The sequence below is a fragment of the Enterobacter sp. MGH120 genome (assembly GCF_001037725.1).
GTDB lineage: Bacteria > Pseudomonadota > Gammaproteobacteria > Enterobacterales > Enterobacteriaceae > Enterobacter > Enterobacter hormaechei_C.
Genome location: NZ_KQ089940.1, coordinates 1,082,329 through 1,107,227 on the forward strand (window position 1 = coordinate 1,082,329; position 24,899 = coordinate 1,107,227).

Below are 24,899 nucleotides of genomic sequence, written 5' to 3' on the forward strand. Positions count from 1 at the left end.
TTAATGACAAAACGTCATACGTAACGCCGTATACGACTTATTTCGCGCATGACTGAACGGGCGTGTTGGCACCAAAGTCATTAACGGTCTGAAACCTCACGCTGCCAGTGCCGCCACCGGGGATCTCCACCACCAGGTTATTTTTGGGCGCTACCATGTTATTTGCCAGTTGCGTGCTGCCGACGAAAAACTGAACCAACGAAACGTAATAAGGCGATGGATTGGTAATAGTGACTTTTCCATTGGTGACTGAGCAGGTTAATGTTTTGGGCGCATCAATAGAGAGCGACGGCAATTTTTTCGGCCGGATAAAAAGTTTAATAACGCTCTGGGTGGCAATTTGTAGCGTATTACCGGAAAGCTTATTTTTCTCGACGGAAGGAATGGCTTTGCTGTTCAGATAAAAAACGCTTTCACGATCGACAGGCAGATCGGGGCCCACGTACATAATACGCAGGGTATTCTCTTTTTTAGGATGGATAACAAACAGCGGCGGCGTAATGACAAAATCCGCTGATTTTGCCCCTTCGGCATTGGACACCCAGCTCTGAATTAAAAAAGTGGTATTCGTTGAAGAGTTAATAATGGCTAATGAAGCCTGCTTATCACCCTGGGGATAAATCACCCGGGTTCCCCCGAGCGCGATACCGCCTGCGCTGGCAGAACCGGCCACCCCCATCGCGAACAGAGCCGTTAGCGCGCCAGCTATCAGACAAGTCAGTTTACAGCGTGATGTAATGATACGCATTGTTCCCTCAGTTTCTCATGTGTCAGGCTTCTTGCCTGTGAGTCAGTTATTGGTAAAAAACGATGAACCAGACCTGCGCGTTCGCGGTACCAGCGTTGACGCTATCTTCGGTGGCGCGATACCTGGCGATATAGCTCAGCCGGTTTTCACCGTCCTGCAAAGGTCTGTACCAGGGGGGCGCGGTGTCTGGCTTTACCAGGTTCCCCATCGCATCGAATAGACCGATACCAATCCCGGTGGCGGCGCCAGGCCCATAGCCCGCGCGAAAAACCTGGGGATCGTTGCTGTCAGACTCGCCGCTAAACAGCACCCCGGCGCGCTGGCTTACGCTGGTGTCGCATGCTTCCAGCGTGATGAAGAAGGGTACCGGTTTGGCCCAGTCACCGGCGGCGATGAACTGGCTATTGCGTACCTGTCCCATATGCACGATTTGATCCTGGGAATCCATGCTGACGGAACAGGCCGCATTGACGACCTGACCCTGAAAGGTCACGCTTCCATCGTCCTTTGCCGCGGCTGGCAATACGGCAAAAAGCGCAGTGCCGGCTATCAGCAGCGCCCGATTTATGGATTGCTGCATTGCGAACTCTCTAACGCTTGCCGGACAACGCTTCTCCGCCCGCAGGCGAAGAAGCGAGATCGGCTAACGAATCAGGAATAAACCATCTGGAACGTTGCGACGGAGGAGACGTTGCCCGGCTCGGCCGCGCCTGTGGCCACGTAATCCACGCTCAGCGGGATGATGTTTTCGCCGTTGATCAGCTTAACGTTGGAGGAGGTATCGCCAATGTTCAGCGCCTGGCCGTCCGGCCCGAACAGTTGCAGCGCAACGTTTTTGGCCGAGCCTGCGCCAGCGGTGTTCGCCAGGCTGCCTTCTACAGCAGGGTCCTGCTGGCCGTTAAAGATCACGGCGGCATTCTGGCTAACGGTGGCGTCGCAATCTTCCAGAACGATTTTAAAATCTTCTTTCTGGTTGGCCTGCATGCCGACCGTTGTCAGCTTGACGGTACGCACCTGGCTCAGGGTAACGGTCTGGTCTACGGAGTCAGCCGCGACGGAACAGGCGGCGTTTACCACCTGGCCGACAAAGTTGACGGTCCCGCCGGAAACGGTAACGGTATCGGCCTGCGCATTAATTGCCATGCCACCAGCCAGCGCGCCGGCAACAGCCATTGCTATAACTTGCTTTTTCATACAAATCCTTTTTAGATAAACATCATGCTGTCAATTGAAATAATATATTCACAATGTCATGTGAATCTTTTTTCGAGGCAGTGGTATAGGATATGTTTTTAGATTAATATATTATTTTTACCCAGGGCGTTGTTACTGGTTTTATATCATCCGCCACTGCGCTGATGAATGAGGGGATTCTACGGATTAAATAATATTATATCAATGTGATAATGGGTTGATGTTTTATTAGTTTTACTAAATATAAAATTAACTCATAATTTATTTGTTTGAATGATATTGCACGCCGTCAGAACCGCATTTCTATTCGCTGGTCGGTTTTATTAATGTCTGCGATGAATGTCATCGTGGTTTTGTTAATAATGCAAGACGTTACGGCTGTCATTATTCGGACATGCGTTGGGAATGCGGTGGTGTTATTATCCGGCTGCTTTTACAATCTGATATTACATAAAGAAATATTTTAAATTTATATGATGAACCGTGTTTGCACTTATGCACATTATTCCTCAGTCTGACTGCATAAAGAAATCCCTGGCGTATCCCAGGGATTTCTTTGCATATCGCCCTGATACTGCTAAAAGGGCAGGAAAAATAAATGTTCAGGCGGATGTTACGGCAATACGTAATGCCGCCAGCGCTTTACGCGCCGCCTTCAGCACCTGCTCACACTGCTCAATGGTAAGCGTCAACGGTGGCTCAATGCGGATGGTTTTCGAGTTGTTAAGCGTTCCCGCCACCAGTACCCGCTGGCGGAACATCTCGCTTGCGAAGCTATAACCGGTTTCGTTATCAACGAACTCAATCGCCATCAGCATCCCTTTCCCGCGCGCATCCTGTACCAGATCCGGATATTCCCGGCCCAACTGACGGAAGCCGTCCAGCAGCATGTCGCCTTTCTGCTCCGCTTGCGCGGGCAGGTTTTGCTCCAGCAGCACGTTGATGGCGGCCAGCGCCGCCGCACAGGCCAGCGGGTTACCGCCAAAGGTGGTGGTATGTAAGAACGGGTTATCGAACAGCACCGAGAAGACCTCCTCAGTGGCGACCGTTGCGCCAATCGGCATCACGCCGCCACCGAGCGCTTTCGCCAGGCACAGAATGTCAGGCTGAACGTTCTCGTGCTCGCAGGCGAACATCTTGCCGGTGCGCCCCATCCCGGTCTGCACTTCGTCGAAGATCAGCAGCGCGCCGAACTCATCGCACAGTTGACGCACGGCGGGCAGATAGCCCTGCGGCGGGAGGATCACGCCGCCTTCACCCTGAATCGGCTCCAGGATCACCGCCGCCACGTCGTCGCCGGTTTTACGGCATTCACTCAGCACGGTGCGCATGGCGTTGATGTCGCCAAATGGCACGTGGCGGAAGCCCGGCAGCAGCGGCATAAACGGTTTGCGGAAGGTTGATTTAGCGGTCGCCGACAGTGCGCCCAGGGATTTCCCGTGGAACGCGCCGCTGGTGGCGATAAAGGTAAATTTCCCGCGCGGCGACTGGTACGCTTTGGCGAGTTTAATCGCCGCTTCGACCGATTCGGTGCCGCTGTTGCTGAAGAAGCTGTATTTCAGCTTACCGGGCGTTAAGGCTGCCAGCGTTTTCGCGAGCATGGCGCGAAGCGGATCGAGCAGTTCCTGGCTATGGAGAGGTTGTTTCGCAAGTTGATTCTGTACGGCGGAAACCACAACTGGATTACGGTGCCCCACGTTGAAAATACCAAAACCCCCCAGGCAATCGATAAACTCCTGTCCCTGGGTGTCGACAAGCGTATTCAGACTGCCCGCTTGCCACTCTACGGCTCCGTAATCCCCGCCGGCGGTAACAGATTTGCGATACTCCAGAAAACCTGGATTCACATGCTCCTTAAAGTAATCAATGACCTCACGGTTAAGTTGTTTCATCTCCTCATGATCAAGCGTTCGCTTCTCAATGAGATTCAGTGCGTGCGCGGTACAGGCAAGAGCCGAGGCGCTGGAAGGTAACCTGTTCAAAATATGCTCCCGGGGATCGCGTATCACATGATACTGAGTTAAGTATTGCAGGGATTACGCCACCTCAGATGCCTTAACAAAAATCGGGATAAACGCCAGGTGAAATCAAAGTTGCACAATATTTAATCATGCCATCGCGCGCCGCACGGGATAAGGGATAACGAGCCGGGGATGGGGTGTCGTCAATTGCACTGCTCCAGGGCAGGGAATGCGCCTTAAGTGTGCACCGGGGTATCATGCTTTGTAGGTAGTTTCATGCCGAAAGTATTTTAAATCAATTAATTAGAAAAACGCACGAAAAGTGCGGTTTAACCGAGATTTGCGATCTCAATCATATTTAACAACTAAAGATAAATTTTTTATCGCCGAAAAAACATAAGCCACAAAATTAACATTCAAATAACCTGCAAGGGATGCTCACTATGTCCTCTCCTGACTATGTCACCCAGAATGAATATCCGCTGGACGATGACACCACGCTTATGTCGACCACCGACCTCCACAGCTACATGACCCACACTAACGACACCTTTGTGCAAGTGAGCGGCTTTACGCTCCAGGAGCTGCTCGGGCAACCGCACAACATTGTGCGTCATCCGGATATGCCGAAAGCGGCTTTTGCCGACATGTGGTACACGCTGCAAAAGGGCGAACCCTGGAGCGGGATTGTCAAAAACCGACGTAAAAATGGCGATCACTATTGGGTACGCGCCAATGCGGTACCAATGGTGCGTAACGGCCAGATGACGGGCTATATGTCCATTCGTACCCGCGCCACCGAGGACGAGGTCGCCGCGGTGGAGCCGCTTTATAAGGCGCTCAACGAAGGACGCTGCAAAAAACGCATTCATAAAGGGCTGGTGGTGCGCAAAGGCTGGCTCGGCAAACTACCGGCGATGCCGCTGCGCTGGCGCGTGCGTAGCGTAATGGCGGTACTTTTCGCGGTGATGGCCGCAACGCTGGTTGCCAGTGCCGCGGGCTGGGCTTCGCTGGCGGCGGCAGCCGTGGTGATGCTGCTCGGCACCCTGGTGTTTGAGCAACAGATTGTCCGCCCGGTGGAAAACGTCGCACGGCAGGCGCTCAGGGTCGCTACCGGAGAGCGTAACAGCGTGCAGCATCTTAACCGCAGCGATGAACTGGGGCTGACGCTGCGGGCCGTCGGACAGCTGGGGCTGATGTGCCGCTGGCTGATCAACGACGTCTCCAGCCAGGTGGTGAGCGTGCGCGACGGCAGCGACAGGCTGGCGCAGGGCAATGAAGATCTCAACGACCGCACGCGCCAGACCGTGGCTAACGTGCAGCAGACCGTGGCAACAATGAACCAGATGGCGGCGTCGGTGCAGAGTAACTCTGAGACCGCAGCCGAAGTCGACAAGCTATCGATGGCCGCCAGCAGCGCGGCCACGCAGGGGGGCACCGTGATGCAGACCGTGGTGAAAACCATGGATGACATTGCCGACAGTACCCAGCGCATTGGCTCTATTACCTCGCTTATCAATGATATCGCCTTCCAGACCAATATTCTGGCGCTGAACGCCGCGGTTGAGGCGGCACGCGCGGGCGAGCAGGGGAAAGGCTTTGCGGTGGTGGCGGGCGAAGTGCGTCATCTTGCCAGCCGCAGCGCGAACGCGGCTAACGATATTCGCAAGCTGATCGACGCCAGCGCCAGCAAAGTGCAGTCGGGCGCCGATCAGGTCCACGCCGCGGGACGTACCATGGATGATATTGTCGGGCAGGTGAAAAACGTCACGCAGCTTATCGCGCAGATCAGCCACGCCACCTCAGAGCAGGCGACAGGCCTGACAGAGCTGACCCGTGCCGTGGCAGAGCTGGACAGCATTACGCAGAAAAATGCTGACCTGGTCGAAGAGAGCGCGCAGATTTCCGCGATGGTTAAGCACCGGGCCGGACGTCTTGAAGATGCGGTTACCGTGCTGCATTAAGAAATGTATGCTTCGATAAAGCCGTTTATTCCTCCGGGGTAAACGGCTTTTTTGTTTTTCAGAATAAGTTATGTTGTTAATGAAATATTAAGTAACTAAAAAAAGTGCCCGGTTTTTAATTGTTACAATCCAGATTCATTGAGAGTGAAAAATAAAAAAACGATCAAAGTCATAAAGTTAGCGTGTTTCCTGTCGATAACAGCGATCGTCTGAGAAATAATCACATCGATGGGGTAAATATGTTCATACATGACGTAAAGATCGGCACGAAATTATTTCTGGCGTTTGGATTATTTATTGTCCTGATGGTCGTCAGCGCAAGCTTGTCTCTGATGAGCCTGAATCGGGCAAACAATGGAATGCAAACCATCCTTACCAGCGACTATCCAACGACGGTAAAAGCGAACCAGTTAATCGACAACTTTCAGGAATTTATAAGCACGCAGCAGCTCATGCTGCTGGACGAACAGGGGACGTACACGGCGCAATCAGAGCAGCGTCTGAAGGCGATCAGCGAGCGCATCTCCGCAATCCTGAGCGAGCTGGACAACGCTCTCAAGGATAAAAAATCCCAACAGGTGCTGGCCGATATCCACGGCGTACGCCAGCAATATCTTGACTCGCGCTACCGCATTTTGCAGGCCGTGCAGAATAACGACCGTGCGGGCGCGATAAACGAAATGATGACCAACACCCTGAATCTGCAACAGTCCTATAAAGCGAAAGTGCAGGCGCTGATTGCGATCCAGGACCATGAAATGCAGAGTGCGGGCGAGCAGGTGGAAGGCGATTTCCGCACCAATCGTCTCCTGCTGGTCCTGATTACGCTTTTCAGCGTCGCGGCAGCCAGCCTGACTGGCTGGTTCATTGTGCGATCCATTACCCGACCGCTGAACGACGCGGTGAATTTTGCGGAGGCCATTGCCGATGGCGATCTCACCGGCAGCATTATCTCGCACGGTAAAGATGAAACCGGACTGCTACTCACCGCACTGATGGAGATGAAAACGCGCCTGCTGGAGATTGTGCAGCAGGTGCAAACCGGATCGGAAAACATCTCCAGCGCCGCCGCGCAAATTGTCGCGGGCAACCAGGATCTGGCTGCCCGCACGGAGGAGCAGGCCAGTTCCGTTGAACAAACGGCCGCGTCGATGGAGCAGATCACCGCTACGGTGAAGAACACCGCGTCCCACACCGGAGAAGCGACGAACCTGTCTGCCGATGCGGCTGCTGTGGTCAAAAACAACGGCGAGATGATGAAGCAGGTCACCAGCAAGATGCGACTGATTAACGAAACATCGAACAGGATGTCCGACATTATCGACCTGATCGACGCCATTGCCTTCCAGACTAATATTCTGGCGCTGAATGCGGCGGTCGAAGCGGCGCGCGCGGGTGAGCATGGTCGTGGCTTTGCGGTGGTGGCGTGCGAGGTACGCCAGCTCGCGCAGAAAAGTGCAACATCTGCGAGTGAGATCCGCCAGCTGATTGAAAGCTCCACAAGCCAGACGCAGGACGGCATGAACCTTGTGGAGAAGGCCAGCGGGCTTATCAACGGCATGGTCGGCAACGTAGAGGAGATGGACGTAATCCTGCGTGAGATTCGCCAGGCCAGCCACGAACAGACGGAAGGCATCTCGCAGATCAACAGCGCGATTGGCCTGATAGACGCCACCACCCAGCAGAACTCCGCGCTGGTGGAGGAGTCCGTTGCGGCGGCGGCATCCCTTAACGAACAGGCCATGCACCTGAAAGAGCTGGTCCGCGTTTTCCGCGTGAGCGACGGCGTGCTGGCTTAATCCAGCTGGGAGATCTCCAGCGCCGCGCGGTCAATCACGCCGATAATCTGTTTCAACTGCGCGTCGCTGAGCTCTCCCTGATTAACCTTCAGATCCAGTACCGCTTTGAAGTTATCCAGCGCCCGCTTCATCTGCGGGTTTTTGCGCAGCTGGAAACCGACGGAGCGCGCCTTGATACGCGTCTGGATCTGCTCCAGCTGTTCCCGGTTGTCATCCAGCCACTGTTCTCCGGCGGCGTTAATCGCAATCCGCTTACGGCCGTTCTCTTCTTCGGTAATGGTGATAAGCGCCTGATCCTGCAAGTAATCCAGCGTCGGATAGATCACGCCAGGGCTTGGCGTGTAATGTCCCTGCGTCAGGTTTTCGATCTCTTTGATCAGTTCGTAACCATGGCTCGCGTTGCGGGTCAGGATATCCAGGATCACCAGCCGCAAATCGCCATGGCCAAAAAATCGTGGCCGGCGTCCGCCGCCGTCGTGTTCGTGTCGCATGTTTTTTCCTTAATTTGATATATCTAAACTATATCTAAGATATATTCAGATGCAATCTAAAAAATCTTGATTTCTTAGTTAATAGCAATCATTATCATTAAGAATTCATTCCGATATATCGTATTCACCTGAGAAGGGCATCAACATGGCATCTACCCGTTACCCTCAACGTGTCCGCAATGACCTGCGTTTTCGTGAGCTGAACGTGCTGCGCACTGAGCGAGTCAGCGCAGGATTTCAGCGCATTGTGCTAGGCGGCGAGGCGCTGGAGGGCTTTAGCTCTCGCGGCTTTGACGACCATACCAAAGTCTTTTTCCCGGCACCGGGCACCACTTTCGTGCCGCCTGTGGTGACCGATGAAGGCATCGACTGGGGCGACGGCGTGCGTCCGCAGGCGCGTGACTATACCCCGCTGTACGATGACGAAAAACATGAGCTGGCGCTCGATTTCTTCGTTCATGATGGCGGCATTGCCAGCAACTGGGCGGTGGAGGCTAAGGTGGGCGACAAGCTGACCATCGGCGGGCCGCGCGGTTCGCTGGTGGTGTCGGAAGATTACGCCTGGCAGCTGTACGTGTGCGACGAGTCGGGGATGCCCGCGCTGCGCCGCCGTTTAGAAGGCATCGCAAAACTGCCTGTTCGCCCGGCGATCCACGCCATCGTCACCGTGGGCGATGCGGCGTATCAGGACTATCTGGCGCACCTGAGCGGGTTCAACATCACCTGGGTTATCGGCCACAACGAGCAGGCGGTGGCCGACCATCTTGCCGCGCTGGCCGTGCCGGAAGAGGATTACTTTATCTGGCTGACCGGAGAGGGGAAGGTGGTGAAACGCCTGAGCCGTCAGTTTGAAAGCGACGCAATTGACCCGCAGCTGGTGCGTGCCAGCGCGTACTGGCACGCCAAATAATCAGGCAGCGGGATCCAGCTGCGCTTCGCTCACCTGATGTTCGAGCGAGGCGCATACCTCTTTCAGCGCTTTCTCCTGCTGGGCAAAGTAGGCTTCCATATTGCTGAGCGACGAGACGAGCAGCCAGGACTCTTCTTTCTCCAGCTCTGCCAGCTCGTTCACCAGGGTGTCGATTTGCTCACGCACCTGCGCCATCTTTTTACGAATACGTTCCAGGTCGTTCAGCCTGTCGCTTGCCATCATCGGTTCGAATCCTTGTTGCAGACGGGCGACCAGCGAGCGAATGGCCTTCACGTCGCCGCGCTGTTTGGCCTGGTTGAGTTGCACCATCATCCTGTTGGCTTCCTCTTTTAAATCATCGGCAACCAGATCCGGGTGGCATAGCTTGCTCGCCTGACGCCAGAGCCGCTTCAGCTCGTTCCGATCCTCTTCAGAGAGATCCTTGCCTTTACGCAGGCGAACTTCGGCATCATGATGCTGTTCGCGATACTTCTTGTACTCTTCGTTGGCCTCATCGCGCGCCTGACGTGCCGGCTCTTCTTCACGCGTTAAACCGGTCTCCAGCTCCGTTGCTTCGGCCAGCAGGTTGGCAATCAGATTGCTTTGCTGCTGAAGATGTTTGCGCGCCTCTGCCGCCTGAACGGAATCCGCAGGCAGATCTCGCCAGCGCCGGGTGAGCGTTGTCAGAACCTCTACGGCCTGCGCCATATAGTCCTGGCAGCGGCGGTAATCCTCTTCCCGACGACGCGTCTCCGCTTGCTGACGACGCAGGTTAAGCTCCGCCAGCGTTTTACGCAGGGCGAGGATCTGCTGCATCAACGGCCCGAGGCGGGAGAAATAGAGATCGTTGAACTCATCTAGCTGCTGTACCCGGGCGTTACGGCGATCAATCAGATCGCGCAGACGCTCTTCCAGGGCTTTCAGCTCCAGCTTGCTGGCCGCCAGCTGTGGGTCACGCCACGGGGTAACGGCGCGCTGGCTTTGCAGCCAGGCGGTGATAGCGCGAAGGGCTGCGGTGTAGTTTTTCTGCTCAAGCGCCGCGACGATGGACAGGAGATCATCGTCAAAGGCTTCCTCTTTGAGACGCTTCAGCTGGCTCCGGATGATGTCGTCATCTTCCAGCTCAATGGCATTTTTAATGATTTCTAGCCGTTTGATCGGTGTGCTCATGATGCCTTTCGCTCTGGCGCTTAAGTATTTGAGTTAAGGTTAGTTGTTGTAAAAGCTACAGGAAATAATACACACGGATGATGATCGGCGCGATGGGGGATTTCTTTAGTTTTTAGGGTTTGTGAAAGAGTGAGAGTTATTAAATCTTCCTTCTGGAACGGGGAGCGCGAGGTTAAATGTGACCATAGAGTTTACTTTTGAATGCGTGAGCCGAGAAACTCGAAAATTTGGGGTTCTGGAGGCGTGCAGCGGCAGCGGTACGCCGCAATAACTGCCAGAGAATGCTTAACAGCATTAAGCATGATTAAAATACCCCAAATGTATAAGAAGTGCAGAGAGCTGGCACCAGGTGATCGCGCGGGGTGTTGCCATCGAGGGGAGGCTACGTGCTGGCAAACCGAGGGGGCGAAAGAATTGGCACTAAAAACAATACAGGGCGGATTAACCGCCCTTTTTTTACGCTGTAACCCGCTCGTTCCACGCATCCGAGTATTGGATGTTCCCATCGCAATACTTCCAGGTGATCCGCTCATAGCGGAGCTGTATTCCCTCATTATGATTGTGTATCTGTAACGCTGGCTCTTTACAGTTATGCATGACGGGGTTAATGCTGACTACCCGGACGTTTTCAAGCAGCATATTGAAATATTCAACCTCCTGGCCCGCATCGTTGATTTTATACCACTTGATCTCTGCGCTTTTCAGCGTTTGGCCGGTGGCTACCGCTTTGTAGAGATACGGGCTGGAGCTATCAAACTCTTTTTCAATTACGAGCGGCGCATGTAAGCGCGTGCCGGTGATCTTGCCGGTGTTGTTATCGGTCGGAACTAACAAGCCGTGACTAAAAGAGAGGATCTCTATACTACCTTCTCTATTTTGAACATCCACAGATCCCTTAATCGGGTTGCCGCCATCATCCTTAAGCCATAGATAAGCAGGAATAGCCATTTTTAAAACTCCATTTCCATTGAGGGTAAACCCTCATTAATGACTAAATACGGATCGCAGGTGATACAAATTGTGTTATAGGTTCGTGTTATTTAATTTCGTTACTTATTGATGTTGCAAATAAAATTAATAAATTGATCTTCAGCAGTACGCATTACCGTTATTGCTCTTATGTTGCCCTTTTTGCCTGGCAGAAAGGAAGAACGATGGCATGTATACCGATTTATCCACCCCGCGGGCTGGAGATATTGCGCGAACACATAAGGCTCGCGCGGGCGCGTCACGAAGTCCAGAATATGGCCGCCCCGCTTACGTATACGTGGTTTTATGAGCGAGTAAGAAACGGCGGGCCGTGGGATTACAAACAACATAAACGGGCTTATGCTGACTTCGGGAATTTCCATTACGGCGCTGTGGGTTATGCAGCGTGCATCCCTGCAAAGATTTTGCTTATTGCTGCCGGCGCGGCGCAGTGGAAAGCCGGCACATCAAGACCCGAATGGGGTAATTTCACGGGGACCCCGCCGTTTGGTGATGATCCGATTGACCAATTTTGGATAAAGCAAGGCATCGACTATGTTAAACAGCATCACTTTTAGGACGCTGCACTGGATCGCCACTATTCTTATGGCCCTGGCGGTCGCGGGGTACTGTTATTTCCAACATATACAGCGTTTAACTGTTAGTGATCGGCTATATCAAGTTCGCCAGCTCACGCCCCGGACCTGGTTATACATTACTGAGCATGACGGCTCGAACATGACCACCGGGGAAGTGTATCGTTATTTTTTAGCGAGTAAGATTGACGGTGATCCGCTGGTGGCTCTCGAAAAACAACATATCGCGCCCACGCTTACAGCGAATACCGCCCGCGCAAAAGTTGAAGGCATAGGCAACAATATCTCATTTACTGTTCACGGCACTGTGTACAGCTTTACAACGTCCGCATTTTTTTATGATGCTGAGGGAATAGCGGCCGCGCCGTCAATTGACTTAACGGCCCGTGGCGAGAGCTGGGACAAGGGGAAATTTAGTCGATAGATAAATATTTATTTAAAAATCCCTTGCGGTCGGGTCAATGACCCGATGAGCCGCGTGTAAGTTTTCACGGCGTACCCGTGCGATTTTTGGGAAACAGCTGCATCCACCGGGCAAAGGTCTGCCCCATATCAGCCAGGCGATTCAGCAGCGGATATCCAGCCAGACAGCGGCGGCGATACACCGATCTGGTGTTGCGCTGGTTTACCGGGTACGTGGAACGCTCGCAACCTGCTGAAAACGGCTTTCAGCGTCTGTTTGTTCGTAAACTGGTCGGCGTATTCGAACGCCTCTGGCCATGTTCCTTCCAGCCCCCCACGCTGCGCGAAGTGGCCAGCTGGCTGACAGAGCACAGCGGCCTGACCTTCAGCGTGCCGGATGCAGATTATTTAGACCGTCCGATCCCACATTTCACCCACAGCGGAACGGGGTATCAGCTACTGGATAATCTCGGAAAGACCTTCGGCATACAGCGCTGAGCTGCCTGATGTTGTGCGCAGGCTGCACACCCGCGCCGGTTGCGCCTCCGCTGGTCATTGTTTACAGCGCCTGCCCGAAAGTGAGCTATTGCCCGATGCCGGGAAGCGACCCGGCCACTAATGGCGACCTGAGTGCAGATATCCGCAGGCTTGAGCACGCGCTCGCAGCCTGCGCGTTACAGATTGAAACCGTCAAAGCCTGTCAGGATAAACTCGATGAAGAAAGCAACCAGCCTGCGAAAAGCGCTAACTGACGCCATCCCGCAGCTTAAAACCAACCCCGAGATGATGCGCATTTTTGCCGACGAGGGGAATATCGATGCACGGCTCGCGGCCTCCCTGTCCCACGAGAAAATTTACACCCTGAATGTGATCGTGTGCGATTTCGTAGGCGACCCTGATTTGATTTTCGTGCCGGTAGCCGCGTGGCTCAGGGAAAACCAGCCGGATATCTGCACGCTCGATGAGGGGCATAAAAAGGGCTACCGCTTCCAGATGGATTTAAACGACGGTGATACGGTTGATATCAGCATTAGCCTCCAGCTCACCGAGCGCATCATCAGGGAGGAAAACGGCGCGCTGCATGTGAGCTATGCCCCGGAGCCGCCACCGCCTGAACCCGTCACGCGTCCAAAAGAGCTCTATATCAACGGCGAACTGGTGAGCAAGTGGGATGAGTGACTTTAAACCCTTTGATAACAAGCTCGCCGGGCTGCTTGCCGCCCTGTCACCCGCAGGGCGCCGGAAGCTTGCCGGTGAGATTGCGAAGCAACTCAGAACGGCGCAACAGCAACGTATTAAACAGCAAAAAGCCCCAGATGGCTCACCGTATCAGGCGCGAAAGCGCCAGCCACTGAGAGCCAAACAAGGTCGAATTAAACGGGCGATGTTTCAAAAACTACGCACTAACCGGTACATGAAAGCCAGTGGCCGTGAAAACGGTGCTGTGGTGGAATTTACCGGAAAAGTGCAGCGTATCGCGCGTGTCCATCAGTACGGCCTCAAAGACCGGCCAAACGCGCACGCTCAGGATGTTCAGTATGCAGAGCGCCAGTTACTCGGATTTAGTCAGACGGATAAACAACGTATTGAGAGTATTATTGTCGAATATTTAAAAAGTTAGCAAAGCCTGATGATTACTGGTTTTTAAGGTCAAGTTAAATATCTCAAAGCCATGAGGAGCTGTTATTTATGTGGTCAGCCTCATCTTGACTGGTAAATACGGAGCTTATTATTCTTGATGCGTTAATAATTACGCAGAGGCAAAGGGAATGTTTGAAAGTTTGTTTAGTGTTGGATCGCTGGTTGCACTTTCAGTTGGTGCAATATTCAGTTTTAAAATTGCCAGGGTTAATCTGAATCTGCGCAACGATGTCAGGAACCAAAGCCCTGACATCCATGGAGATAACAATACTGTTATCTTCACTCAAGCAATGACAGGCGTCAGAAAGGAGATGGCATTCTCTGTGAAGTTGAGCGCGTTCTTAATGGCGATTACATTTCATATGTTTCCTCCGTTTTACGTCAACCTCCTCAGCTCACTGGTATTCATTCTTCCATTGCTAAGCCTTGTTGGCGTGTTTTATACGATTAGGGCTAATGGCTTTTACAGGGGATGGGATGTCATGTACCTTCTGGCATCCATCATTTTAAGTGTGATTTTTTATTGCTCATCAATAGCTATAGCTCATTACAGTCACCTTTATCCTCAGTTGTACTCGATTTTTGAGTCTGTCTTTGGTAGTGGTTTTAGGTTGATATCTACCTCATCGACACAACAGTGGAGTTTTCTGCTGATTATTGTGTCGAGCATTGCATGCCCTGCTTTAATTGTCCTTGGTTTTTATCTGGCCTTTGGTTGCACAGTTGCAAGGGATGGCAACGATATATTCAGATATTGTGTCAGGTCGATAGGTGGAGGGTATCTTGCTTATGTTTTCTTATCGGGTGTTATGTTTTCTGCTTCTCAGGGTAATGTCGATAATTTTGTGAATGTCCTGCTTTACCCCGTATTTACTCTCAGAGACCTTTTTACTTTTTAAATCGTTGTGCTGTAAGTCATACATCCAGCCCTAATTGCCGCTGGCCTTTCCCAGCGGCATCCTTCCCGTATGAATAATTTAAATTCTCTACAATAAATCGCACGCGCGATCCGCAACCTCATCCGCACCGGCATCGTGACCAACGTCGACCACGACTAGGGGCTGTGTCGTGTCCAGACCGGCGGCATGCAAACCACCTGGCTTAACTGGCTCACCTGTCGTGCCGGTCGCTCTCGCGTGTGGTGGGCTCCGTCCATCGGCGAGCAGGTGTTATTGCTGGCCATCGGCGGTGAACTCGATACGGCCTTTGTGCTACCAGGCATTTTCTCAGACGACCATCCTGCGCCATCAGCCTCACCTGATGCGTTACATGTGGCATTTCCCGATGGCGCTGTCATTGAGTACGAACCCGAAAGCGGCGCGCTCACCGTGTCAGGTATCAAAACCGCCAATGTCACCGTGTCGGATTCCATTACAGCCACCGTGCCGGTGGTGCTGGTTAGAGCCTCGACCCGTATCACTCTCAATACACCCGAGGTGGTGTGTACCAACAAACTGACGACCGGCACGCTCGAAGTGCGGAAAGGCGGGACGATGTCCGGGAATATCGAGCACACTGGCGGGTCACTGTCGTCTAATGGCAAAGTGCTGCACCTTCATAAACACCCGGGCGATAGTGGCGGAACAACGGGGGCACCGATATGACATTGCGTTATCTCGGAATGAACAGCCAGACCGGCCTCAGTATCTCTGAGGTTGAGCATATCAGGCAGAGCGTGCGCGACATTCTCGTCACACCGGTTGGCTCGCGCGTCATGCGCCGTGAATACGGCTCGCTTCTGTCGGCACTGATTGACCAGCCGCAGACACCGGCACTGCGATTGCAGATTATGGCCGCGTGCTATTCCGCGATCCTGAAGTGGGAGCCGCGTGTCAGTCTGACAACCATCACCTTTGAGCGGTCGGAGACCGACGGCGGGCTGTATGTCGATATCACCGGCACGCGATCGGCTAACGGCCAGCCCTTTTCCCTCACCATTCCACTGAGTTAAACGCTATGGCAATTGTTGACCTTACGCCTGATGTCGTGGAAGTGCTGGACTATGAGACCATCCTCGCAGAGCGAAAGGCGACCCTCGTCTCGTTATACCCGGAGGAACAACAGGGGGCAGTCGCGCGCACGCTGATCCTCGAATCAGAGCCGATTGTTAAGCTGCTGGAGGAAAACGCCTACCGGGGAGTTATCTGGCGACAGCGCGTCAACGAGGCCGCGCGTGCGGTCATGCTGGCTTACGCTGCCGGAAGCGATCTCGACCAGATTGGGGCGAATTACAATGTCCCGCGACTCGTCATCACCCCGTCAGACGACACGACATTTCCGCCCACGCCAGCGGTGATGGAGTCTGACACTGACTAACTCCCGCTCCACCTCACCCGACTGTGGGTGGTCAGCGGCCATTATGGCTGTGATAAATTCCTGCTAAGTGCCCGCCCTGTGCGGGTTTTTTTATGCGCCGAGGAAAGTCGTGTTAAAAATTTACCGCCATTTCATCGCCACTTAAAATTCAGACAACAAAAAAGCCACTCAATCGAGTGGCTTAACTGGATGATTCTAAAGCTAAAATTTGGTGGCCCCTGCTGGACTTGAACCAGCGACCAAGCGATTATGAGTCGCCTGCTCTAACCACTGAGCTAAGGGGCCGTGGCGGTGAATTATAAAGTAACTCCCCTCAGCAATCCAGCCATTCACACCTGCCTGCTGTTTTTATAAACAACGCATAATCAATCCTTTATACTTACCTTAAGATGCATAGACAGGAGTAGAGATGATCAACGATATTCTGGCCCCTGGCCTGCGGGTGGTGTTCTGCGGTATCAATCCGGGTAAGTCATCGGCGCACACCGGTTTTCACTTTGCTCATCCGGGAAATCGCTTCTGGAAGGTGATCCACCAGGCCGGATTTACCGACAAACAGCTTAAGCCGGAAGAAGAGCAGCAGCTGCTGGATACGCGCTGTGGCATCACCATGCTGGTCGAGCGACCCACGGTGCAGGCGAGCGAAGTGAATCTGCATGAGCTGCGCGCTGGCGGGCGTGAGCTGATCGCGAAAATTGAAGACTATCAGCCCGCGGCGCTGGCGATCCTCGGCAAGCAGGCCTACGAGCAGGCGTTCAGCCAGCGCGGCGCCAGCTGGGGTAAGCAGAACATTACCATTGGCGTAACGCAGGTGTGGGTGCTGCCGAACCCGAGCGGGCTGAACAGGGCGACGCTGGACAAGCTGGTGGAGGCGTATCGGGAACTGGATGAGGCGCTGGTGGTGAGGGGGCTTTAGCTCCTCTGCGGCCTGATGCCCTCACCCTGACCCTCTCCCACAGGTAGAGGGAATAAACAAAAAAAAAGCTCCCGATTGGGAGCTTTTTCATTTCAGGGCCGATTAATCGTCCAGGAAGCTACGCAGCACTTCAGAGCGGCTCGGATGGCGCAGCTTACGCAGCGCCTTCGCTTCGATCTGACGGATACGTTCGCGGGTAACGTCAAACTGTTTACCCACTTCTTCCAGCGTGTGGTCGGTGTTCATGTCGATACCGAAACGCATACGCAGCACTTTGGCTTCACGGGCGGTCAGGCCAGCCAGCACGTCGTGCGTGGCAGCACGCAGGCTCTCGGTGGTGGCAGAGTCCAGCGGCAGCTCGAGGGTGGTATCCTCGATGAAATCACCCAGATGCGAATCTTCATCATCACCAATTGGCGTTTCCATGGAGATTGGCTCTTTAGCGATTTTTAGCACTTTACGGATCTTGTCTTCCGGCATCAACATGCGTTCAGCCAGCTCTTCCGGCGTCGGCTCGCGGCCCATCTCCTGCAACATCTGGCGAGAGATACGGTTGAGTTTGTTGATGGTCTCAATCATATGCACCGGAATACGGATGGTGCGCGCCTGGTCTGCGATAGAGCGGGTGATCGCCTGACGGATCCACCAGGTAGCATAGGTGGAGAACTTGTAACCACGACGGTATTCAAACTTATCTACCGCTTTCATCAGACCGATGTTGCCTTCCTGAATCAGATCCAGGAATTGCAGGCCACGGTTGGTGTATTTCTTGGCGATAGAGATAACCAGACGTAAGTTCGCTTCAACCATCTCTTTCTTCGCACGGCGGGCTTTCGCTTCACCGATGGACATACGACGGTTGATGTCTTTCACCTGCTCGATGGTCAGGCCGGTCTCTTCTTCAATCTGATGCAGTTTTTGCAGGCCGCGCTGTACGTCTTCTTTCACGTCGTGCAGCTTTTCAGACCACGGCTTGTTCATCGCGATAGCGGCGTTGAACCAGGTTTCGCTGGTTTCATTGCCGGTGAAGAGGGTAATGAAGTTCTTCTTCGGCATTTTGCACTGTTCAACGCACAGCTTCATGATGATACGTTCCTGGGTACGTACGCGATCCATCATCACGCGCATGCTGTTCACCAGGTAGTCGAACTGTTTTGGCACCAGGCGGAACTGTTTGAACACTTCAGACAGCTTCAGGATCTCTTCCTGAGCGGCGGCATGGCTGCGGCCTTTCGCTTTGATGGTGTCACGCGTCACTTCGTACTGGGTACGCAGCTCGGCAAACTTCTCACGCGCCAGTTCAGGGTCGATGCTGTTGTCATCGTCGCTGCTGTCGTCCTCTTCTTCTTCATCTTCGTCTTCGTCGTCATCCATCTCTTCCTGAGACAGCTCAGAACCGACGTGAGTGGCGGTTGGCGCCATATCTTCTTCAGCGTTCGGGTCGACAAAGCCAGTGATCAGATCGGACAGACGCGCTTCTTCCGCTTCGACGCGATCGTACTGCTCCAGCAGATAGGTAATCGCTTCCGGGTATTCGGCAACAGAGCACTGAACCTGGTTGATCCCGTCTTCGATGCGTTTTGCGATGTCAATTTCGCCTTCGCGGGTCAACAGTTCAACGGTACCCATTTCGCGCATGTACATACGGACCGGGTCAGTGGTACGCCCGATTTCAGATTCCACGCTGGACAGGACCTGTGCAGCAGCTTCTTCCGCATCTTCGTCAGTGTTGTTGGAGGTTTCAGCCAGCAACAGATCATCGGCATCCGGTGCTTCTTCCATCACCTGAATGCCCATGTCATTGATCATTTGGATGATATCTTCGATCTGATCTGAATCGACGATATCTTCCGGCAGATGGTCATTGACCTCGGCATAGGTCAGATAGCCTTGCTCCTTACCGCGTTGGACAAGAAGTTTCAGCTGTGACTGCGGGTTTTGCTCCATAAGACGGTATCCACACTTAATTCGTTTGATTGGTGTCGGCGATGGGCTGCCAACCTTTAAAGCGAGGGCGTACTTATATTTTTGCCGCTGCCTCTCAGTGCGGCTGCCGGGGGCTTCCCGATCGATATTCGGCACTTAAGCCGTTAAATTTTTTATTTCTTCGCCAGTTCCTGGTTAATCATCCAGAGCTCCCGGCGTTCTTCGCTGCTCAGGCCATGGGTGCGCTCGCGAGCTATCAACTCTTCCTGGCGCAACTCAAGCATCGAATCAAACATATGGTTGAGCGAGTCGGTGAACGTTTTTTCTGCGATATCCTTATCTGCTATATCGTCCCACATCGACAGTTTTTCAAGGGTAGCGGCCTCTTTTGTGCCGCGATAATGCTCTAAAAGTTGTCCGGTGGTCAGACCTGGCTGAGACAAACAAGTGTTGACCAATTCTGAAAATAAGCCAAGCCCGGGCAATTTTTCGTGGTTCAAACCCGCCAGCGACGGCACTTGCGGAGCAAGTTCGGGGTTTTGCACCAGCAACCCTATCAGTATACGCATGGTTGTGCGTTTTAGCTGAGGCGCGGGGCGTACCGTGCCGTTTTCAGCCTGTTTCGGCATTAAACGTTCAAGCTGGCTGTCATCCAGAATGCCGAGCTTGTTGCCTAACTCCTGACGCAGATAGATGCGCAGCGTTTCGCCGGGCACCTGGCTGATTAACGGCAGCGCCAGCGTGCTGAGCTGCGCGCGCCCGTCAGGGGTACTCAAATCAACCTGCGGCATCAGGCTGTTAAACAGAAACGTGGAGAGCGGCTGAGCCTGCTCCATCCGCGCTTCAAACGCCGCTTTGCCCTCTTTACGCACCAGCGTATCCGGGTCTTCACCGTCGGGCAGGAACATAAAGCGTAGCTGACGCCCGTCGGTCATATACGGCAACGCGGTTTCCAGCGCTCGCCAGGCGGCGTCGCGTCCTGCGCGGTCACCGTCGTAACAGCAAATCACGTTGTTGGTGACGCGGAACAGCAGCTGGATATGGTCCGCCGTGGTGGACGTTCCCAGCGACGCAACGGCATAGTTAATGTCGTACTGCGCCAGCGCAACAACATCCATATAGCCTTCGACGACCAGAAGACGCGGAGGTTCCGCATTATCCTGCTGTGCCTCATAAAGACCGTAAAGCTGGCGGCCCTTATGGAAAATATCGGTTTCCGGGGAGTTAAGGTATTTCGGCAGGGCATCGCCCAGCACGCGACCACCAAAACCTATCACCCGGCCACGCTTGTCGCGGATCGGGAACATCACCCGTTCACGGAAGCGGTCGTAGCTTCGTCCCTGGTCGTTGGTGACCAGCATGCCTGCGTCGATGAGGGATTTACGATCTTCGCTATTGCCGCCAAAACGCTTTAACACGTTGTCCCAGCCGGGCGGGGCGTAACCAATAGCGAAACGCGCAATCACATCGTCACTCAGTCCGCGCTTGTTCAGATACTGACGCGCAGGCTCAGCCGCAGAGTGCTTAAGAGACTGTTGGTAAAACGAATTCAGGCCATCCATCAGTTGGTACAGCGTTTGCCGCTGATGGCGCTCGATCTGACTTGGCCCACTGCCTGCTTCATACGGCACTTCAAGGTTATGCATCGCCGCCAGCTCTTCGACGGTTTCAACGAACTCGAGCTTGTCGTAGTTCATCAAAAAATCGACGGCATTACCGTGTGCGCCACAGCCGAAGCAATGGTAGAACTGTTTTTCACCGTTTACGGTGAAAGAGGGGGTTTTTTCGTTATGGAACGGACAGCACGCATGGTAGTTCTTGCCCTGCTTTTTTAGCTTCACCCGCGCGTCGATGAGATCGACGATGTCGGTTCTGGCAAGCAGGTCATTGATGAAAACGCGTGGGATTCTTCCGGCCATATGCCCCGAAAATTTAAGCGACTTATAAACGAAAACAAGCCGCGCATTCCTTCCGGAAGCACGGCCTTACGACTACAACTCTGTCTGTCAATTGAGGGCTGTGGCCCTCTACAGATTAGTACAGACGAGTACGGCGTGCGTTTTCGCGAGCCAGTTTCTTCGCGTGACGTTTCACAGCGGAAGCTTTAGCGCGCTTACGTTCGGTCGTTGGTTTTTCATAAAACTCACGACGACGAACTTCAGCCAGAACACCTGCTTTCTCGCATGAACGTTTGAAGCGACGCAGTGCTACGTCGAACGGCTCGTTTTCACGTACTTTAATTACCGGCATGTAACTCTCACCTTTAATAAATTCGGTTTGCCGCTGGCATCAACGCCAGCTTATTTCAAAATGGTGCGGAATTTTACTGCAAATGCTGCTGCTTTGTAAAGCACCGATGCGATTTTGAAAGGGACTTTAATAAGGGTGAGGAGTATACACGAGGCTTCTTCCTGGGGCGAACAAAGTTTTACAACAATCCGCCCAGGCTCTACACTGCGCGGTATTGAAACGAGGTAAAACAAGTCATGCGTGTACTGGGTATTGAAACATCCTGCGATGAAACCGGCATCGCGATTTACGACGACGAAAAAGGGCTTCTGGCCAACCAGCTGTATAGTCAGGTGAAATTGCACGCTGACTACGGCGGCGTCGTGCCTGAACTGGCCTCTCGTGACCACGTGCGTAAAACGGTTCCCCTGATTCAGGCGGCGCTTAAAGAGGCCGGGTTGAGTGCAAAAGATATTGATGCCGTGGCCTATACCGCAGGGCCGGGCCTGGTCGGCGCGCTGCTGGTCGGCGCAACGGTAGGGCGTTCGCTGGCCTTCGCGTGGGATGTTCCGGCCATTCCGGTTCACCATATGGAAGGGCATCTTCTGGCGCCGATGCTGGAAGACAATCCGCCAGAGTTCCCGTTTGTGGCGCTGCTGGTTTCCGGTGGGCATACCCAACTGATTAGCGTAACGGGCATTGGCAAGTACGCGCTGCTGGGCGAGTCGATCGACGATGCTGCCGGTGAAGCCTTCGATAAAACCGCCAAGCTGCTGGGGCTGGATTACCCGGGTGGCCCGATGCTGTCGAAAATGGCGTCGCAGGGAACGGAAGGGCGCTTTGTCTTCCCGCGGCCGATGACCGACCGTCCGGGGCTGGATTTCAGCTTCTCTGGCCTGAAAACTTTCGCGGCGAATACGATCCGTAATAACGATGACAGCGAGCAGACCCGCGCCGATATCGCCCGTGCGTTCGAAGACGCGGTGGTGGATACGCTGATGATCAAGTGCAAGCGCGCGCTGGATCAGACCGGCTTTAAGCGTCTGGTGATGGCGGGCGGCGTGAGCGCTAACCGTACGCTGCGTGCGAAGCTTGCTGAGATGATGCAAAAGCGTCGCGGGGAAGTGTTCTACGCGCGTCCTGAATTTTGCACCGATAACGGGGCGATGATCGCCTACGCCGGGATGGTGCGTCTGAACGCCGGCGCAACGGCTGACCTGAGCGTGTCTGTGCGTCCGCGCTGGCCGCTGGCGGAACTGCCTGAGGCGTGAGTTTCTTTGCCCGGTGGCGCTGCGCTTACCGGGCCTACAAGATCCACGTGTGCTAACGTGCAATAAACCACCCTACACCCGCAACATTCCTTTCTCTTCCAGAAACGCAATAATCGTCGCTAAACCGTCACCCGCTTTCAGGTTGGTAAACGTCCACGGACGCTCGCCGCGCATGCGATTAGTGTCGCGCTCCATTACCTCCAGCGACGCCCCCACGTACGGCGCGAGGTCGGTTTTGTTGATCACCAGAAAATCGGATTTGGTGATCCCCGGCCCGCCCTTGCGCGGGATTTTTTCCCCTTCGGCCACGTCGATGACGTAGATGGTGAGGTCCGCCAGCTCCGGGCTGAAGGTCGCGCTCAGGTTATCCCCGCCGCTTTCCACGAAGATCAGATCCAGATTGCCGAACTTCTCGCTGAGTGCTTCCACCGCCGCCAGGTTCATTGAGGCATCTTCGCGGATGGCGGTGTGCGGACAGCCGCCCGTTTCCACCCCCACGATGCGCTCTGGCTCCAGCGCACCCGCCTCGGTCAGGATGCGCTGATCCTCTTTGGTGTAGATATCGTTGGTCACCACCGCCAGGTGATAGGTGTCGCGCATCGCCTTGCAGAGCGCTTCCAGCAGGGCGGTTTTGCCCGACCCTACCGGGCCGCCCACGCCAACGCGCAGGGGATGTTTGTAATCAGCCATGTTGACTCCTCAGGAACGGAATAGTCGTGAATATTGGGTTTCATGGCGCGCGGAGGCGATGGCCGACAGCGGCGTAGCGGCCCCCAGCGCGTCGTCGCCACGTAAAAATGCCTGTTCAAACCCGGCGGCAAAATGGTCGCTCAGGTCGATAATCAGCTGTTGTGCGGCCTGCTGCCCAAACGGTACCAGCTTGACGCCCGCCATCACCGCGCTCTCTATCCAGCTGTAGCCCAGGCTCAGCGCCAGCTCGCGCGCGCTAATGCCCCAGCGCACGCCGAGCCACGCCATGCCGCCGAGCTGGCTTCGCATCAACAGCGGCAGCCATTCTGGCGGGCAGGCGGGTTCCCAGCTTTTAATCAGGCGCGTAAAGGCCGCCCCACGGTTGCGTTCTTCATCGCGCAGCTCGCGCGTTTCCCGACAGGCGAGCAGGTATGCCGTCCAGCGTTTTGCTGTCGCGACGTCCTGCTTCTCGCAGGCACGATACAGGCGGATAAACAGCGGCAGGTCGACGCAGAAAAAGCTCTGCTCCATCTGCTGGATCTGCCAGCGCCTGAAGGCCTCAGCGTCCGTGACCCACCCGGCCTCGACAGCCCACTCCAGCCCCTGCGACCAGGTAAACGATCCGACCGGCAGGCTACTGCTGGAGAGCTGCATCAGGCGCAGCCGCTGGCGGGCGTGCTCCATCAGCTCATCAGCGCCAGCAGGGCGGAGACGATCAGCCCGCCACCGAAGGTTTTACGCAGGCCGTCGTGACGGCGCAGCAGCAGCCCTGCCGCGAAGCTGGCACACAGCACCGTGGCGCTGGCTAACATAAACCCGCTGGTGAAGAGCCAGAAGCTGTGGCCGGACATCTCCACGCCGTGCGCCCAGCCGTGGAACATCGCCAGGGCTGGCACCGCCAGCAGCAGGCGATTTTCAGTCTTAAACATCATCACGCCGCAGAGCGCCAGCGAGGCGATAATCAGCATCTCCATGCCGCTAAAGCCGCCGAGCAGGCTGCCCGCAACGGCACCAGCAAGCATCATGCCGAGCGTCGCTAACGGCAACAGCAGCTTGCGGCCGCTCAGGGCGGAGAGCACGCCAGCCCCCGTCAGCATCAGCAGGTGATCCAGCCCGGTCAGCGGATGGAGAAATCCGGCCTGGAAGCTGTCGGTCCCGTGGCCGGGATGTGCGAGCGCGGGAACGGAAAAAGCCAGCAGTAACAGCGGTAAGTACTTGCGCATGATGAGTCCTTAATGTGAATGAGCGTGAGAGTGGCTATGGCTGTGGGCATCGCTGGTGTAAGCGCCCGCTTCCGGTTCAAATGGCAGGCTGGCGAAGGTCACCTCCAGCCCGAACTGACGCAGCATATCGTCGAGGACGTGGTCGTGGTGGTAGCGCAGTTCGCCAGGCATTATTTGCAGCGGTACGTGACGATTGCCCAGGTGATAACAGGCGCGGGCGAGCAGGAACGGGTCGGCGCAGCGCACCACGGAAACCGACTCCGGGGCGGCGATCACTTCGATCACCTCGCTGCCATCGTCGGTAGTCAGCAGGTCGCCCCCGCGCAGCAGCAGGCCGCGCGGCAGCATTAGCCCGGCTTCGCGGCCGTCGTTCAGCGCCACGCGGGCGCGGCTTTTTACCCGCACATCAATCGGTAGCGTGACGCTGGCGGTAATCGGATGCGCATGGTCCAGGCGTTGGGTTAAATAGATCATCATGACTCC

Annotated in this window: 27 protein-coding genes, 1 tRNA gene and 2 pseudogenes; 15 read left to right on the forward strand and 15 right to left on the reverse strand. The window is 54.6% G+C overall.

Going from position 1 to position 24,899, the window contains the following annotated elements:
- Positions 1-37: 37 nt before the first annotated feature.
- The 4 genes from SK54_RS05125 to ygjG form a co-directional block, all read right to left on the reverse strand.
- Entirely contained in the window at positions 38-748 is a 711-nt protein-coding gene (locus SK54_RS05125) for a fimbria/pilus periplasmic chaperone (protein WP_023304467.1), read from the reverse strand.
- A 46-nt stretch (positions 749-794) separates the two neighbouring features.
- Positions 795-1,328: a fimbrial protein gene (locus tag SK54_RS05130; RefSeq protein WP_015571921.1), complete on the reverse strand. Its 534-nt coding sequence runs from the start codon at positions 1,326-1,328 to the stop codon at positions 795-797.
- A gap of 71 nt (positions 1,329-1,399) precedes the next feature.
- Entirely contained in the window at positions 1,400-1,942 is a 543-nt protein-coding gene (locus SK54_RS05135; protein WP_017382405.1) for a fimbrial protein BcfA, read from the reverse strand.
- Positions 1,943-2,544: 602 nt separating this feature from the next.
- The gene (gene ygjG / locus SK54_RS05140) at positions 2,545-3,924 is read right to left on the reverse strand and encodes a putrescine aminotransferase (RefSeq protein WP_047734829.1); all 1,380 of its coding nucleotides are present in this window, start codon (positions 3,922-3,924) and stop codon (positions 2,545-2,547) included.
- A gap of 422 nt (positions 3,925-4,346) precedes the next feature.
- Between ygjG and SK54_RS05145 the strand changes: the two genes are divergently transcribed.
- Together SK54_RS05145 and SK54_RS05150 are read left to right on the forward strand one after the other, a co-directional pair.
- Entirely contained in the window at positions 4,347-5,867 is a 1,521-nt protein-coding gene (locus SK54_RS05145) for a methyl-accepting chemotaxis protein (protein ID WP_048246845.1), read from the forward strand.
- Positions 5,868-6,106: 239 nt separating this feature from the next.
- Positions 6,107-7,666: a methyl-accepting chemotaxis protein gene (locus SK54_RS05150; protein ID WP_048246847.1), complete on the forward strand. Its 1,560-nt coding sequence runs from the start codon at positions 6,107-6,109 to the stop codon at positions 7,664-7,666.
- Here the strand turns inward: SK54_RS05150 and SK54_RS05155 are convergent.
- On the reverse strand, positions 7,663-8,157 hold the full coding sequence (locus SK54_RS05155; RefSeq protein ID WP_015571917.1) for a PadR family transcriptional regulator: 495 nt from the start codon (positions 8,155-8,157) through the stop codon (positions 7,663-7,665). The two genes, SK54_RS05150 and SK54_RS05155, sit on opposite strands and share 4 nt — an antisense overlap.
- 145 nt (positions 8,158-8,302) lie before the next feature.
- Here SK54_RS05155 and SK54_RS05160 point away from each other — a divergent pair, with 145 nt between their 5' ends.
- On the forward strand, positions 8,303-9,067 hold the full coding sequence (locus SK54_RS05160) for a siderophore-interacting protein (protein WP_048246849.1): 765 nt from the start codon (positions 8,303-8,305) through the stop codon (positions 9,065-9,067).
- Here the strand turns inward: SK54_RS05160 and SK54_RS05165 are convergent, their stop codons facing one another.
- Together SK54_RS05165 and SK54_RS05170 are read right to left on the reverse strand one after the other, a co-directional pair.
- Entirely contained in the window at positions 9,068-10,237 is a 1,170-nt protein-coding gene (locus SK54_RS05165) for a coiled-coil domain-containing protein (protein ID WP_048246851.1), read from the reverse strand.
- A gap of 456 nt (positions 10,238-10,693) precedes the next feature.
- Positions 10,694-11,185: an Hcp family type VI secretion system effector gene (locus tag SK54_RS05170; RefSeq protein WP_045327447.1), complete on the reverse strand. Its 492-nt coding sequence runs from the start codon at positions 11,183-11,185 to the stop codon at positions 10,694-10,696.
- Positions 11,186-11,391: 206 nt separating this feature from the next.
- Between SK54_RS05170 and SK54_RS05175 the strand changes: the two genes are divergently transcribed.
- The 10 genes and pseudogenes from SK54_RS05175 to SK54_RS05220 all read left to right on the forward strand — a co-directional run.
- The gene (locus SK54_RS05175; protein ID WP_017692645.1) at positions 11,392-11,784 is read left to right on the forward strand and encodes a polymorphic toxin type 44 domain-containing protein; all 393 of its coding nucleotides are present in this window, start codon (positions 11,392-11,394) and stop codon (positions 11,782-11,784) included.
- On the forward strand, positions 11,762-12,226 hold the full coding sequence (locus tag SK54_RS05180) for a hypothetical protein (protein ID WP_048246854.1): 465 nt from the start codon (positions 11,762-11,764) through the stop codon (positions 12,224-12,226). Before SK54_RS05175 ends, SK54_RS05180 begins: the two co-directional genes overlap by 23 nt.
- A gap of 176 nt (positions 12,227-12,402) precedes the next feature.
- A pseudogene (locus SK54_RS05185) lies at positions 12,403-12,696 on the forward strand (hypothetical protein); the annotation flags it as partial.
- Between the two features lie 14 nt (positions 12,697-12,710).
- Complete coding sequence (gene lysC, locus SK54_RS22680) at positions 12,711-12,956, forward strand: Rz1-like lysis system protein LysC (protein ID WP_074169550.1); 246 nt, start codon at positions 12,711-12,713, stop codon at positions 12,954-12,956.
- Positions 12,919-13,383 carry a phage tail protein gene (locus SK54_RS05195; RefSeq protein WP_048246857.1) on the forward strand — a complete coding sequence of 155 codons (465 nt, stop codon included), beginning with the start codon at positions 12,919-12,921 and terminating at the stop codon, positions 13,381-13,383. Before lysC ends, SK54_RS05195 begins: the two co-directional genes overlap by 38 nt.
- The gene (locus SK54_RS05200) at positions 13,376-13,825 is read left to right on the forward strand and encodes a phage virion morphogenesis protein (protein ID WP_048246859.1); all 450 of its coding nucleotides are present in this window, start codon (positions 13,376-13,378) and stop codon (positions 13,823-13,825) included. The genes SK54_RS05195 and SK54_RS05200 overlap by 8 nt, the downstream gene beginning before the upstream one ends.
- Before the next feature lie 148 nt (positions 13,826-13,973).
- The gene (locus SK54_RS05205; protein ID WP_039269721.1) at positions 13,974-14,744 is read left to right on the forward strand and encodes a hypothetical protein; all 771 of its coding nucleotides are present in this window, start codon (positions 13,974-13,976) and stop codon (positions 14,742-14,744) included.
- Between the two features lie 186 nt (positions 14,745-14,930).
- The gene (locus tag SK54_RS05210) at positions 14,931-15,449 is read left to right on the forward strand and encodes a phage baseplate assembly protein V (protein WP_045334273.1); all 519 of its coding nucleotides are present in this window, start codon (positions 14,931-14,933) and stop codon (positions 15,447-15,449) included.
- Positions 15,446-15,796, forward strand: coding sequence for a GPW/gp25 family protein (locus SK54_RS05215; RefSeq protein WP_048246862.1), 351 nt, complete (start codon positions 15,446-15,448; stop codon positions 15,794-15,796). The genes SK54_RS05210 and SK54_RS05215 overlap by 4 nt, the downstream gene beginning before the upstream one ends.
- A gap of 5 nt (positions 15,797-15,801) precedes the next feature.
- Positions 15,802-16,158: pseudogene (locus tag SK54_RS05220) on the forward strand (baseplate assembly protein); the annotation flags it as partial.
- A gap of 212 nt (positions 16,159-16,370) precedes the next feature.
- Here the strand turns inward: SK54_RS05220 and SK54_RS05225 are convergent.
- Positions 16,371-16,446, reverse strand: a tRNA-Ile gene (locus tag SK54_RS05225).
- A 124-nt stretch (positions 16,447-16,570) separates the two neighbouring features.
- Between SK54_RS05225 and mug the strand changes: the two genes are divergently transcribed.
- Positions 16,571-17,077, forward strand: coding sequence for a G/U mismatch-specific DNA glycosylase (gene mug, locus SK54_RS05230; RefSeq protein ID WP_017384024.1), 507 nt, complete (start codon positions 16,571-16,573; stop codon positions 17,075-17,077).
- 102 nt (positions 17,078-17,179) lie between these two features.
- On the opposite strand, the gene rpoD is transcribed toward mug, so the two are convergent.
- From rpoD to rpsU, 3 genes are all read right to left on the reverse strand, one after another.
- Positions 17,180-19,024, reverse strand: coding sequence for an RNA polymerase sigma factor RpoD (gene rpoD / locus SK54_RS05235; RefSeq protein WP_015571912.1), 1,845 nt, complete (start codon positions 19,022-19,024; stop codon positions 17,180-17,182).
- A 152-nt stretch (positions 19,025-19,176) separates the two neighbouring features.
- Positions 19,177-20,922, reverse strand: coding sequence for a DNA primase (dnaG, locus tag SK54_RS05240; RefSeq protein WP_003862574.1), 1,746 nt, complete (start codon positions 20,920-20,922; stop codon positions 19,177-19,179).
- A 115-nt stretch (positions 20,923-21,037) separates the two neighbouring features.
- On the reverse strand, positions 21,038-21,253 hold the full coding sequence (gene rpsU, locus SK54_RS05245) for a 30S ribosomal protein S21 (protein ID WP_001144069.1): 216 nt from the start codon (positions 21,251-21,253) through the stop codon (positions 21,038-21,040).
- Between the two features lie 236 nt (positions 21,254-21,489).
- Here rpsU and tsaD point away from each other — a divergent pair, with 236 nt between their 5' ends.
- Positions 21,490-22,503, forward strand: a complete 1,014-nt coding sequence (gene tsaD, locus SK54_RS05250) for a tRNA (adenosine(37)-N6)-threonylcarbamoyltransferase complex transferase subunit TsaD (protein WP_015571911.1) — start codon at positions 21,490-21,492, stop codon at positions 22,501-22,503.
- Positions 22,504-22,575: 72 nt separating this feature from the next.
- Here tsaD and ureG read toward each other — a convergent pair whose 3' ends face one another.
- Genes ureG through ureE form a run of 4 tightly spaced genes read right to left on the reverse strand, consistent with a single transcriptional unit; the run spans position 22,576 to position 24,890 of the window.
- Positions 22,576-23,193: an urease accessory protein UreG gene (gene ureG / locus SK54_RS05255; RefSeq protein WP_014071813.1), complete on the reverse strand. Its 618-nt coding sequence runs from the start codon at positions 23,191-23,193 to the stop codon at positions 22,576-22,578.
- Positions 23,194-23,202: 9 nt separating this feature from the next.
- Complete coding sequence (locus tag SK54_RS05260; protein ID WP_017692647.1) at positions 23,203-23,877, reverse strand: urease accessory protein UreF; 675 nt, start codon at positions 23,875-23,877, stop codon at positions 23,203-23,205.
- Positions 23,877-24,416: a HupE/UreJ family protein gene (locus SK54_RS05265; RefSeq protein WP_023295464.1), complete on the reverse strand. Its 540-nt coding sequence runs from the start codon at positions 24,414-24,416 to the stop codon at positions 23,877-23,879. Before SK54_RS05265 ends, SK54_RS05260 begins: the two co-directional genes overlap by 1 nt.
- Before the next feature lie 9 nt (positions 24,417-24,425).
- Complete coding sequence (ureE, locus tag SK54_RS05270; protein WP_017384028.1) at positions 24,426-24,890, reverse strand: urease accessory protein UreE; 465 nt, start codon at positions 24,888-24,890, stop codon at positions 24,426-24,428.
- Positions 24,891-24,899: the final 9 nt, after the last annotated feature.